Genomic DNA, 13,208 nt, shown 5'->3' with positions numbered 1-13,208 from the left:
CCCGCTTTTTAACATGACCAAACTCTGTTATTTTCTCTGCTTATTGATTTAGGCTAAACCTCGATCACCCACCTCATCTGGCAACTGTTGCAAAAGCCACTCTCTAAAACGCTTGACGCTTGCTGGGATTAAACCTCTATTTTTAGGTTCAAGCATAGAGAAATTGGAAGGTGTTGAAAGCACGTGTTCGACTGGCCTAACTAAAGCACCGCTTTGTAAATAGTCGTCCACTAATGACCCCCAGGCTAACGCGATTCCCTGACCATTAATTGCCGCTTGTAACAGCATTGGATAGTTATTGATGTTCATGCGATTACGAGGCGAAATATTTGGCAATCCTACACTCGCAAACCACTGCTCCCAATTCACCCAATCTCTTTGAGACTCTTCCAGATAGAGTAACGTTTTATTGAAGATTTCTTCTGGCTTACTAGGCTGGCCGATTTTCTCTAGATAAAGCGGGCTACACACAGGGAATACTTCTTCTGAAAATAGCGTTGTCACGTCCATTTCCGCAGGTGGAGTGCGACAATAAAACAAGGCGATATCGCAATCTAATCGGCGTAAGTCCAACACATTATCTGAGGCCAATATCCTTATATCGATGTCATCATGTTCATTTTGAAATTGAGCAACCTTAGGCAACAACCACAAGGCTGCCATTGCATTTGTCGTCGCAACCGTGATCTTTTGTTCGCCCTGCCACTTCTTCACTTCACCCGTGATTTGAGCAATATCGAGCAAAGATTGGCTGACAGCTTGATAATATTGAAGACCTGTAGGCGTTAAATTAATGCTTCGATTGGCTCGCGTGAACATAGCCTTGCCTAAGTATTCTTCTAATTGTCTAATTTGGCGACTGATAGCACCTTGGGTCACGTTTAGCTCGTCAGCGGCTAATGTAAAACTCAAGTGCCGCGCCGACGCTTCAAACGCAACGAGGCTATTTAAAGGTGGGAGGGGTTTGATTTTCATGTATCTTCCAGTAAGGCAGTATTGTAATTATTTTTATTCCCGGCAATCTTATGTTGCACGTGGATAATGCCATTCTGGACAACACCTCAAAAACGACAATTTATAAATGATAAAAAATAGAGATGAATCATAAATTGTTGTGAGAGAGACTGCCGTATACAGTTTCGTGGCTACAACGAGCACAAAAAGAGGAGCAGTTACTCCTCTTTTGTCTAGCCTTTTGCTCACTTTGTACGAGTTAGCCCATTTACCCTATTGCCAGTTTAGTACTCGCGTAACGCGCTTTTTTCTTTCTTGGACTGGCTAAGAAGTACGCTAATGTAAGAGGCCCTAATCGTCCCATAAACATCATGAAGATGATCACTAACTCACCCGGTTCGGACAAACTGCCCGTTAAGCCTCGCGATAACCCAACCGTACCCAGTGCCGAGACCGCTTCGAACATAATGTCTAACATAGACGCTTTCTCTGTCAGTAACAGCGTGAATATGGCAAACCAAGTCACCCCCACCGAGATCAGAGTCAGCGCCAATGCCTTGCTGATGGTCTCTTTGGGAATCTCGCGTTGAAAGGCATAGGTTGCTTCATCGCGACGCAAATAGCTGTAAGTCGCCAAGACTAACACTATAAATGTCACAACTTTAATGCCACTTGCCGTACTCAATGATCCACCGCCGATAAACATCAACACCAGAATGATCGCCGTTGTGGCATCTTCCAACTGATCGATAGCTAAAGTGTTGAACCCTGCCGTTCTTGGCGTCACCGCTTGAAACCACGATGCCCACCATTTCCCTGCTTCGCTCAACGGGGCAAGCGTGTTGGGGTTGTCATATTCAATCAGATAAATCGCGATAAGTGCCACCACGTTAATGATCATCGTGCCTAAGATCATCATTCGACTGTAAACGGTGAGTCGATGCCAACGGCGATTGCGTTTTAAGTCAATCCAAACCGAGAAGCCTAAACCACCAATAATGAACAAACTGGTAATGGTGAAGTTAACGACCGGGTCGTCCACGTAAGGCATTAAGCTATCGGCACTCAACGCAAAACCTGCATTGTTAAACGCACTGATGGTGTAGAAGAAACCATGGAACAAACTGGTTTCCCAGCCCAGCTCTTCACTCCAATAAACGCTCAAAATAGTGAAACCAATAAGTTCAACGAGCAGAGCGAACATCAATACAGATTTAGCAGTGGCAATGAGTGTCGATGAATCAGTCTGGTTGAACGCCTCTCTCGCGACTGCTCGCTCCAAAAAGCCAATTTTTCCGCCCAGAGCCAGCAAGGTCACGATAGCAAACGTCATCAAACCTAGGCCACCACATTGAATCAGGAAAGCAATAACCACTTGCCCAAAAGGCGTAAACGCCGTGCCCGTGTCCACCACAACTAATCCCGTCACCGTAATGGCCGATGTTGCTGTAAACAGGCTTTGAATCCAAGTGATGGGCTCTGTGGTGGCAATCGGCAGTTTGAGTAAGACCGTGCCGAGCATGATCAAGCACGCAAAGCTGAGGCTAAGTATTAATGGCGGTGCGCCCAACAATTTTTTGCCCGCTTTGGGTTTTCGCTCGATTGGGATAACAGAGGGATGCCACAAAACCATGTTACACCAACCTTGGAGCGACGTATTTCAGCTCAGCGCGACTACCGCAAAGCAACAGCGTGTCGAACTCATTAAGCACAAACTCATCATTGATATTGGTGTAGACGGCTTCTTCGCGCTTCACCAAGATAGGCTGAATGTTGTAACTGCCTCGGCTGATCAACTTAGAAAGCGGCGTATCGTGCAGATTGGATTTAACGTGGATTTCCACCACATACAAACCATGCCCCATTTCCAAATAGTTGTTCACCATCGGATAGTTGAGTGCCTGCGCGACTCTTACGCCCATCTCCTCTTCCGGATGAATAATGCGTTGTACACCAAGCTTAGACACGATGGTGTGGTGTGCTTTGGTGCTCGCTTTGACCCAAATAGATTTCACACCCAGATTTTTCAGCGCCAGCGTACACAACAAACTGGCTTGCATGTCTTCGCCAATCGCCACCAACACCACATCACTGTTCGCTAACGCTAACTCTCTGAGTGCACCTTCGTCTGTTGCGTCACATATGACCGCTTGCGTTAACTCTTCGACGTATTTTTCGACGATTTTCGGGTCGCTATCCACCCCCGTTACGGTGTGTCCAAGATGAATAAGTTCTAAGCTGGCGGCAACGCCAAATCGCCCTAGACCAATTACTGTAAAGTGAGCCATATCAATACCTAACTGTGTTTTATGTATAGAAAATGCTAATGCGTTAAGGGTTAGACTGATTTTCCGTCACGGAAAATAGGCAACACGAATCCTGTTCGAGTGCCGATAACCAGCACTAAACCTTGGCATTAACGTTGATTAAATTTGGAATTTAGTGGTGCTTGGACGCCTCTAGCACTAAACGATAACCCAACCCCGGCTCGGTTTTTAATAGCCGCTGTTCATCAGCACTATCGTTCAGTTTTTTGCGTAGTTGACTCACTAACACACGTAAGTAGTGAGTATCTTCGACATGACTTTTTCCCCAAATCACCGCTAGCAAATGAGTTTGCTCAATGAGTTTTCCCGGCTTGAGAATCAACTGTTCAATGAAAGAAAACTCTTTCTTGGTGAGTGGAATTTCCCTCTGATCCAACCAAAATTGGTGAGTACTTTTGATGATTTTGACTCGGCCAGCCACCAGCTCATCAGCGACGGTTTGCTCATCCACCAAATCTCGAACCAGCACTTTGATGCGCGCGATGAGCTCTTTTACGCCAAAAGGCTTGCTCAAGTAATCATTCGCGCCTGCTTCTAAAAGGCGGATTTTTTCCTCTTCTTGATCGCGAGCTGTCAGCACTAGCACTGGCGTTTTATACGTCTGACGAAGCGTAGTGAGAAACTCCGCCCCATCGCCGTCGGGCAAGCCTAAATCTAGCAGAATGACGTGCGGCGAATACGCTTCGAAACACGCTTTGGCTTCTGCAATGGTACTCGCGCCAATGTAATCAAACCCTTCAGCAGACAGCGAAATTCGAATAAAGGTATGAATGCGAGGCTCATCGTCCACGACTAAAACTTTGTAACTCACGCCTGCTCTGCTCCTTGATTGAGTGGAAGTCGAATGCGGATCAGCGTCCCTTCTGATACTGGCATAGATTGAATATATCCTTGGTGTGCGGTGATGATGCCTTTGGCAACCGCGAGTCCCATTCCGGTGCCTGAATCGGCCGATTTGTTGTTCGCGCCGGAATAGAAAAGGTTGAATATTTTTTCCGCATCTTCAGCTTTGATGCCAATCCCCATGTCCCGAACATCAATCACGCACGACGAACCCTGCTTAGAAAGTGAAACCTCAACAGATTCATTCTCTGGCGAAAATCGCATGGCATTATCCAGCACATTAAAAATCGCTTGTTCGATGAGCGAACGACTTACTGACAAATAGCCAACGGCATCATCCATATTCATGGATACTTTCTCGGTGTAATTCGGCAAACGAGAAACCGCATCCCGCACAATATTCGCAATAGGCTCATCTTTTTTGGTAATTTTTAATGTGCCGTGCTGGAGCTTAGTCGCCTGTAAGAGGTTCTCGATATATTGATGCAAGCGATGGCTTTCTGAAGTCGCACTGTCGAGCAATTCTTTACGCTCTAAGTCATCGAGCTTGGGCATGTACTCGTTGAGTGTGGTCAGTGTTCCAATAATGGTTGCTAGCGGCGTGCGTAGGTCATGGGACACCGATAGCAGGATGCTGTTTTGCAGCTTGGTTTGTTTTAACTCTCCCTGCTGCCGACGATAAAGATCCGCAAAGGTGCTGGTGATAAAAGCCACCACCATAAACACGACTAAATTAAAAATGTCTTCCGGACGAAACATCTGCAAAGAGTAACGAGGCGTCGTGAAAAAGAAGTTGAAGCTCAACGCTTCGATCACCGCCGCCGCATAAGCGAATCGCGAGTTGCATTGAAACGCCACTACCACGACCGCTAACTGTAAAATCAGCAGGACTGCGGCTGTAGAGCCAAACAGTTGGTCTAACAGCCATGAGACGACAACCGCACCAACAATCACGGTAGTAGAAAAGAGAGAGGTGTTATCTCGCCATTGAACAAACATAAAATACATCAACCAAAATTCGATGTAGAAAACTTTAGCAAAAGCCCATTCGGAGTTCGCGTAAAAAAAGCGTAAAAAATTCAATAACGACAGTGAGTTATAAACATAATCATCATTAAGTTGGCCTAACTCAATGAATAATCACAAGTTAACGTTGCCCATTAACGCCTACTTACTCGGTATAAACGACAGACACAAAAAAGAGGAGCATTTGCTCCTCTTTCGTGTAGCGTCATATTAGATGACTTGCAGTTGAGCATCACCTTGCTCAGACAAAAATCCGCCGGTTTGATGCTTCCACAACTGAGCGTAAACACCACCCAATTGCAGCAGCTCGTAATGCGAGCCTTGCTCAATGATTTTGCCGTCATCCATTACAATCAAACGATCCATCGCGGCAATCGTTGATAAACGGTGAGCAATCGCAATCACTGTTTTTCCTTCCATCAGAACTTCAAGGTTTTCTTGAATTGCCGATTCTACTTCTGAATCAAGTGCAGACGTTGCTTCATCCATGATCAAAATTGGCGCGTTTTTCAGCAGAACGCGAGCAATCGCCACACGTTGACGCTGACCACCAGACAGCTTCACACCGCGTTCACCCACTTCAACGTCATAGCCAACGTTACCTTGCTCGTCTCGTAGAGATTGAATGAAATCATGAGCATGTGCTTTCTCAGCAGCTGCGATAACGGCATCCATTGAAGCATCTGGATCACCGTAAAGAATGTTCTCTTTAATTGAACGATGCAGCAAAGAGGTGTCTTGCGTGATCATACCGATGTGTTGGCGAAGCGACTCTTGTTCGACTTGAGAAATGTCCTGTCCATCAATACAAATCTTACCGGTATTTACGTCGTAAAAACGCAGCAACAAGTTGACCAACGTGGATTTACCTGCCCCAGAACGACCGACAATGCCGACTTTTTCGCCCGGTTTGATAGTCAGGTTCAAGTTCTCAAATACCGCCTTCTCGTCACTGTAGTTAAAACCTACGTGATCAAAGCAGATCTCACCTTGGGAGATTTGCAAAGGCTTAGCATTTGGTACGTCTTTCACTTCAACATCGTTTGAAATCGTATTAATACCGTCTACTACTGTACCGATGTTTTCAAACAGTGCGCTAACTTCCCACATGATCCACTTCGACATACCTTGTACGCGCAATGCAATACTGATGGCAATCGCAATAGCACCAATTGTTACAGCGTGATCTAGCCATAGATAAACCGAAATGGCACTAATAGACATCAGCAGCAAATAGTTGATGGCATCCACACTAAACAGTAAACAAGTCACCATGCGCATTTGACGGTAAACCGTCACCAAAAATTGCTTCATGCTGCTTTCTGCGTATTCCAACTCTCGTTGCGAGTGCGCGAATAGCTTTACGGTAGATATGTTGGTGTAAGAATCGACAATGCGCCCAGTCATTACAGAACGAGCATCCGCTTGCTCTGTCGCTACTTGTTTCATTTTAGGGATAAAGTAGAACTGGATAACCGCGTACATTCCTATCCAAATCACAATAGGTAGCATTAGCAAACCATCGGCTTCGCCCATCATCCAAAGCATCGAAAGAAAATAAACGCTGATATAAACCAGTACATCCACCAGCTTCATGACCGTTTCTCGTACCGCTAACGCACTTTGCATCACTTTGGTCGCAACTCGGCCTGCAAAGTCACGCTGGAAAAATCCAACCGCTTGTTTTAGCAAGTAACGGTGAATCAACCAACGGATAGACATCGGGTAGTTACCCAATAACGTTTGGTGCATCACCATTGAGTGGACAAAACCGAGAGCTGGCATCACAACCGCCACTAAGAACAGCATCATTAGCATGCGATCACCCTGGTCTTGCCAGAATGTTGCGCGATCTTGATTAGAGAGAATATCGACGAGCTCGCCCATATAACGCAACAGCGTCACCTCAGTAATGGCAATAAGCGCACTGAACACAGCCATAACGAGTAAAGGGGCTTCAAAGCCACGAGTGTAAAAACGACAAAAGCCAAATAGCGTCTTCGGTGGCTTTTCGGTTTCCATCTGGGGAAAGGGTTGGGTCAGCTTTTCAAACCAATTGAACATAACAATGACTTTAGGTACCGCGAATGAATTTGCGAACGTTTTACTATCTTTTGATACAAAAGTCAGTAAAATACCGAAACAAAAGCTCAAATGATAATAATTACAATTAAGCTTAGCGTTAATCATAATTATCGGGAATAGATTTATGCAAAAGAATAACTCACTGACCATCGCTATCCGCAACGCGTTGGTTTGTGCTTTAGCACCTACAGCAGTGGTTGCATTCACAGCACAAGCTCAAGAAGACGTCGTACAAGATGACGTGATTGCCATGGAGACCATAACGGTCACCGCGCAAGCACTTAAAGTAGAAACCCCGGCAGCAGAAACGCCGCGCAGCGTATCTATCATTTCTGAAGATGAACTTCGTGTTCGTGCACCGAAAAAGCTAGATGAAGCATTACGCTACACGTCTGGTGTAACCGCTCAGCCTTATGGCGCAGACAACGACACTGATTGGTTCAAAGTTCGTGGATTTGATGCAGCGACTTACCTAAACGGCAACCGCCTATTCCGCGATGGTTACTACACATGGTTGGTCGAACCTTACGGCCTAGAAAGTGTAGAAGTCGTTAAAGGTCCATCGGCTATTCTGTTTGGTGAATCGGCACCAGGCGGTATCGTGAATGCTGTTCAGAAAAAACCAACGTTTACGCCTCAAGGCGAAGTAAAAGTCGAAGTTGGCAACAACCAACACCAATCCGTAGGTTTTGACATTGCTGACGAAGCAAACGACGCAGGCACTGTGCGCTATCGTTTGGTTGGCTTGATGACAAGCCAAGATGGTGAACTGGACGGCACAAATAACGAGCGTTTCTACCTAGCGCCAAGTGTCGAGTTCGACATTTCTGACCGTACAATGCTGACCGTTTTGGCAACTTACCTTCATGATGACGGTGTACCAACTAACCCATTCTTCCCGGCAGCAGGTACTCTGATTGGTTCTAACTTTGGCAAAATCGATCCTTCGACTAACCTTGGTCAGCCAAACTACGATAAATACGAACGCACGCAGTTTTCTCTAGGTTACTTACTAGAGCACGACATCAATGACATGTGGTCACTCTCGCAAAACCTCAACTACGGTTCGAATGAGTTGTACTTGCGCAGCTCTTACGCGTTCTCAAACAACGATCCAGCGAAAGAAGAGTTAACGCAAGGCATCGTATTCCGTGACGGAAAAAACCAGAGCATCACGTTCGATAACAATGCTGTCGGCAACTGGATGACAGACAACGCAGAGCACACAGTGCTTATCGGTATGGATCTGCAATTCCACAAAACCGATGGCGACGAGCAAGACAACTATGCATTTGGCACTATCAACCCGTGGAACCCAGTTTACGGCAACTTCACCCCTCTTGATCCTGCCAACAACGTGAAACGTGAGATTGAGAAATCTCAAGCAAGTCTCTATTCACAATACCAATTGAAACTGCATGAACAGTGGATTGGTAACATAGGTGCTCGTTACGACTGGGTGAAAACAGAAAACTCTGGCAAAGGCGCTACCGTTGATCAAAGTGAATCTCGTGATGATGGTCAGCTCTCTCTAAGTGCGGGTGTGATGTACCTTGCAAACAATGGCCTGTCACCTTACGCAAACTACTCTCAGTCGTTTGAAGTGATCAGCACTATTGATGCGGCAACCAATGAACTTTACAAACCGCTGGAAGGCGAGCAAGTAGAAGTGGGTGTAAAGTATGAGCCAAGCTTTATGGATGGCTTTATCAACCTTGCATGGTTCGACATCACGCAAAAGAACGCGTTGGTCACTAACCCATCAACATGGATTGCGACACAAACAGGTGAAGTGACATCTCAAGGTATTGAGCTAGAAAGCACGGCGCAGCTAACCGACGATCTAAAACTGATGGCAAGCTACACCTACACTAAAGCGAAAACAGATGAGAGCTTTGGCCAAGGTAAAAAACAAGCCGCACTTATTCCTGAGCATCAAGCGTCTGCATGGGTAGACTACAGCGCCTACAGCCTGATTCCAGGCCTCAATATCGGTACTGGTGTGCGCTACGTAGGTGAGTCAAAAGATAACCCTAAGAGCTCGAACCTAACGGTTCCTTCTGTCACTCTTTGGGATGCGTCAGTCACTTACGACATCACTTCACAGTGGCAAGCACAGCTAAACGTGAACAACATCCTAGATAAAGAGTTTGTTTCAGGTTGCGATTACTGGTGTTACTACGGCCAGTCTCGCTCTGTTATGCTAAACGCAAACTACCGCTGGTAATTGTACTTCTACTCCCCTCTATTGAGGGGAGTTTTCTCCTAAGAGCCATCCATGTTTCAACTGTCTAATATTGAGATCGTGCGAGGTGGACGTCAGATCCTCGGCATCGAACAACTTAACATCCCAACAAATGAGCTAACGGTCGTTTTAGGCCATAACGGTTCAGGTAAGTCGACACTGGTGAACCTGCTTTCTGGTCAAATGCCACCAGATAAAGGCACGGTAACACTAAACGATACTTCCCTTTCATCACTCAAAACCAAAGAGTTGGCAAAACAGATCGCCTATTTGCCACAAAAGCTGCCCTCTTCGGCTGGTTTAACGGTAGAAGAGCTAGTGCGCTTAGGTCGCTTTCCGTGGCGTGGGGCACTTGGTCGTTGGAAAGCTGAAGACAAACAGATCATCACGCAGGCTATGGAACGAACAGGGGTTACACCTTTTGCTCAAGCTTTGGCGGATGACTTATCGGGCGGCGAGCGCCAACGTGCTTGGGTGTCTATGCTACTGGCTCAACAATCGCCAATTTTAATTCTCGATGAGCCAACCTCGGCGCTCGATGTTCACCATCAGTTTCAACTAATGGCGCTGCTGGCAGAACTGAATCGAACCGAGAATGTAGGCATTATCGTGATCCTGCACGATCTGAACTTAGCACTGCGCTACGCCACCCACATTGTTGCGCTCAAAAAAGGTAAGATTGCCTTTGAAGGCAACGCCGACATGTTGTTAGACGAGGCACGCCTTTCTAAACTATATGAGTCACCAATTAAGCTGATTGAACACCCAAGCCCGGCTAACACATTAGCGAGCCAAAAGGTGGCTGTTGTATGCGCATAATAGCTCGTTTACTTACTGTGGTTACACAATCTGCTTTTCTCCTCGCATTTTTTATGACCAATGCACATGCAGTCATCACCGTTACCGATGAATATGGCGAGCATAGTTTTGAGCAAGCGCCTCAACGCGTTGTAGCCTTAAACTGGGACATCTTAGAACAAGTTTTGGCGCTAAACGTAGAACCAATCGCAGCCCCAAATTTACCAGGCTACCGCCAATGGGTCGTCAATCCAACTGCACCAGAGTCAATTGAAGATATTGGAACCCGAGCAGAACCCAACTTAGAAAAAATAGCCAGTTTGAAACCAGATGTCATCCTTGCTGCGTCTCCACAGCAAGACTTGATTCCGTTACTCAAACAAATTGCTCCGGTAATCTATTTACCTAATTTTTCTGAAAATGAGGCCGCAGCTGAAACGGCCATTCGTCACTTTCGTACGCTCAGCAAGCTATTCAATAAAGAGGCACTTGCTGAACAGAAACTGGCAGAATTAGATGCTTCATTTGCGCAGATGCGCCAGCGAATTCGCCACTATTACTCTTCTCCACTCAGCGTTCTTGTGATGCGATTTTCAACTCCGAATACTGTATTACTTGCAACCGAAAACTCCACCACTGACTACGTGGTTAGAAAACTGGGATTACAGGCTCCAATTAAAGAGGACCCACGAGCGTGGGGAGTAAAGCAAGATCGAATCAATCGGCTTCAGGGCCTTCAAAACAGCTACGTTCTCTACGTACAACCTTTCCCAGAAGAACGAAAACTGAAAGAGTCGCCACTTTGGCAAGCGATGCCGTTTGTGAAAAAGCAGCGGGTAAATTCAGTCAGAGCAGTGTGGGCGTATGGCGGTGCCATGTCTTTGCAATACACCGCTGAAGCGATTACCGACAGTCTAATAGAGTTGGCACCAGAACAATGAGAACGAAACATTATATTGGTTATCTGGCGCTGATTACGTTACTTAGCGTCTTTAGCCTACAAATTGATACTAATTTATCACTTTTCGAACAATGGCAATTATTAACAAAACCAGAGGTAGCAACCGAGTTTCGTGATGTATTCTTTACGCAAGCGCAACTTCCTAGGTTAAGTATGACCCTGCTTGTTGGTGCCATGCTTGGTCTCACCGGCAGCTTAATGCAGCAATTAACGCAGAATAACCTCACCTCGCCGTTGACTCTTGGCACCTCTTCTGGTGCTTGGCTTGCATTAGTCGTGGTAAACATTTGGTTCGTCGATTGGGTCGCCGATTACTCTGCATTAGCCGCAATGTTTGGGGCTTTAGTGGCGTTTGGCCTGATCGTATCAATTGCCGGTGTGCGTAATATGACAGGTTTGCCGTTGGTCGTTTCGGGGATGGTGATCAATATCTTGCTCGGTTCTATCGCCACAGCCATTATTATTTTAAACGCCCAGTTCGCACAGAATATTTTTATGTGGGGAGCAGGAGACCTCTCTCAATACAGCTGGGATTGGTTTGAGTGGTTATTGCCTCGCTGCGCTATCGCAATCGTAATTTTGATCGTCGCACCACGTATTCTGACCTTAATGAAACTAGGACAAGAAGGCGCAGCAGCCCGAGGCTTAGCGGTATTACCCGCGTTTGGTGCGTTAATGGTGATGGGTATTTGGCTGGTATCTGCCTCCATCACCGCAGTTGGTATTATCAGCTTCATCGGATTACTGACACCCAATATTGCCAGAGCGATGGGGGCAAGAACACCGCGCGACGAATTGATCAGCAGCATGCTTTTGGGCGCAATGCTACTAATCATCACAGACTCTGCCGCTATCTCGCTGAGCTTATGGTTAGAGGAAACCATTCCTAGCGGCGTAGCGGCTGCAGCTATTGGCGCTCCCGCTTTAATTTGGTTTACTCGTAAAAAACTGACGGCAACCGATCAACTTAACCTTTCAATGAGCCAAGGAAAAACGGCGCTTTCTAAACGCGCGGTATGCAGCATTGCGCTATTCAGTCTGGTTGGGATTCTAGCTTACTCATTCGTTACCCATGGTATAAACGGAATTCAATGGTCTGTGCCAGGTGAGTTCCAATGGCAATTGCGCTGGCCGCGCATGTTAACCGCACTTTCTGTCGGTATTGCGCTATCCGTTGCCGGAATCATTTTGCAACGCATAGTTTACAACCCTCTGGCAAGTCCCGATATTCTCGGTGTGTCTTCCGGAGCCACGTTTGCCATTATTACGACAGGAGTCATCGCTGGGTCGCTTCTCTCCGCATTTAGCTGGGGTATCGCTTTTTTCGGAAGTATGTCCGTATTGATGTTATTGCTGGTTATCGGTAAACGAAGCCATTTTAATCCATCTAACTTCGTGTTGTCCGGCATCGCACTAACGGCACTATTAGAAGCCCTCGTTCAATTTTCGCTAGCTCAAGGCTCAGGTGACAGTTACAAAATTTTATTGTGGCTAACTGGTTCTATTTATCGAGTCACAGCCGACACCGCACTGATGTTATGTTTGGCCATAATAGTTCTGCTTGCCGCTGTATTCTCGATTTCTCGTTGGCTAACACTAATTTCCATCGGGCGACAATTCTCAAATGCACGAGGGCTTAACCCTACCGTAGCCAATACGCTTATGCTCACCATCGTTGCTTTGTTATGCGCCTTTTCTACCGCTACAGTTGGTCCAATATCTTTTGTTGGCTTGGTCGCTCCCCATATGGCGATGATGTTAGGAGCAAGAAAAGTGAAAGAGCAACTGTGTGTCGGTGCCTTAATTGGCGCAACCCTAATGTTGTGGGCAGATTGGCTAGGACAAATCGCTATTTATCCAAGTCAGGTCGCAGCTGGCACGTTGGTCGCTATTATAGGCAGCACTTACTTCCTATTTTTAATGCTGAAGAGTAAATTCAGCTAAGTTGGGAATATTGTTACTGCCTAAA

At 46.3% G+C, this 13,208-nt stretch carries 10 protein-coding genes; 4 read left to right on the top strand and 6 right to left on the bottom strand.

What is annotated here, in order from left to right:
- Positions 1-48 precede the first annotated feature (48 nt).
- From gcvA to J4N43_RS17255, 6 genes are all read right to left on the bottom strand, one after another.
- Entirely contained in the window at positions 49-975 is a 927-nt protein-coding gene (gcvA, locus tag J4N43_RS17280; protein ID WP_017635307.1) for a transcriptional regulator GcvA, read from the bottom strand.
- A 247-nt stretch (positions 976-1,222) separates the two neighbouring features.
- On the bottom strand, positions 1,223-2,587 hold the full coding sequence (locus tag J4N43_RS17275; RefSeq protein ID WP_062730915.1) for a TrkH family potassium uptake protein: 1,365 nt from the start codon (positions 2,585-2,587) through the stop codon (positions 1,223-1,225).
- Position 2,588: 1 nt separating this feature from the next.
- Positions 2,589-3,242: a potassium channel family protein gene (locus tag J4N43_RS17270; protein WP_005375180.1), complete on the bottom strand. Its 654-nt coding sequence runs from the start codon at positions 3,240-3,242 to the stop codon at positions 2,589-2,591.
- Positions 3,243-3,393: 151 nt separating this feature from the next.
- Positions 3,394-4,092, bottom strand: coding sequence for a response regulator transcription factor (locus J4N43_RS17265; protein WP_062730914.1), 699 nt, complete (start codon positions 4,090-4,092; stop codon positions 3,394-3,396).
- The gene (locus J4N43_RS17260) at positions 4,089-5,123 is read right to left on the bottom strand and encodes a sensor histidine kinase (protein WP_053304026.1); all 1,035 of its coding nucleotides are present in this window, start codon (positions 5,121-5,123) and stop codon (positions 4,089-4,091) included. Before J4N43_RS17260 ends, J4N43_RS17265 begins: the two co-directional genes overlap by 4 nt.
- A gap of 237 nt (positions 5,124-5,360) precedes the next feature.
- A complete protein-coding gene (locus J4N43_RS17255; RefSeq protein WP_033906862.1) occupies positions 5,361-7,214 on the bottom strand; it encodes an ABC transporter ATP-binding protein in 1,854 nt (617 codons plus the stop codon).
- A gap of 145 nt (positions 7,215-7,359) precedes the next feature.
- On the opposite strand from J4N43_RS17255, the gene J4N43_RS17250 reads away from it, so the two are divergent.
- The 4 genes from J4N43_RS17250 to fhuB are packed head-to-tail and all read left to right on the top strand — an operon-like array spanning position 7,360 to position 13,183.
- A complete protein-coding gene (locus J4N43_RS17250) occupies positions 7,360-9,462 on the top strand; it encodes a TonB-dependent siderophore receptor (RefSeq protein WP_054578633.1) in 2,103 nt (700 codons plus the stop codon).
- 51 nt (positions 9,463-9,513) lie between these two features.
- Entirely contained in the window at positions 9,514-10,299 is a 786-nt protein-coding gene (locus tag J4N43_RS17245) for an ABC transporter ATP-binding protein (RefSeq protein WP_017635311.1), read from the top strand.
- Positions 10,290-11,219, top strand: a complete 930-nt coding sequence (locus tag J4N43_RS17240) for an iron-siderophore ABC transporter substrate-binding protein (RefSeq protein ID WP_017635312.1) — start codon at positions 10,290-10,292, stop codon at positions 11,217-11,219. Before J4N43_RS17245 ends, J4N43_RS17240 begins: the two co-directional genes overlap by 10 nt.
- Positions 11,216-13,183 carry a Fe(3+)-hydroxamate ABC transporter permease FhuB gene (fhuB, locus tag J4N43_RS17235; RefSeq protein WP_005383903.1) on the top strand — a complete coding sequence of 656 codons (1,968 nt, stop codon included), beginning with the start codon at positions 11,216-11,218 and terminating at the stop codon, positions 13,181-13,183. The genes J4N43_RS17240 and fhuB overlap by 4 nt, the downstream gene beginning before the upstream one ends.
- Positions 13,184-13,208: the final 25 nt, after the last annotated feature.

It is taken from the genome of Vibrio sp. SCSIO 43009 (assembly GCF_023716525.1).
GTDB lineage: Bacteria > Pseudomonadota > Gammaproteobacteria > Enterobacterales > Vibrionaceae > Vibrio > Vibrio alginolyticus.
This window is presented reverse-complemented; position numbering and strand designations above follow the sequence as displayed.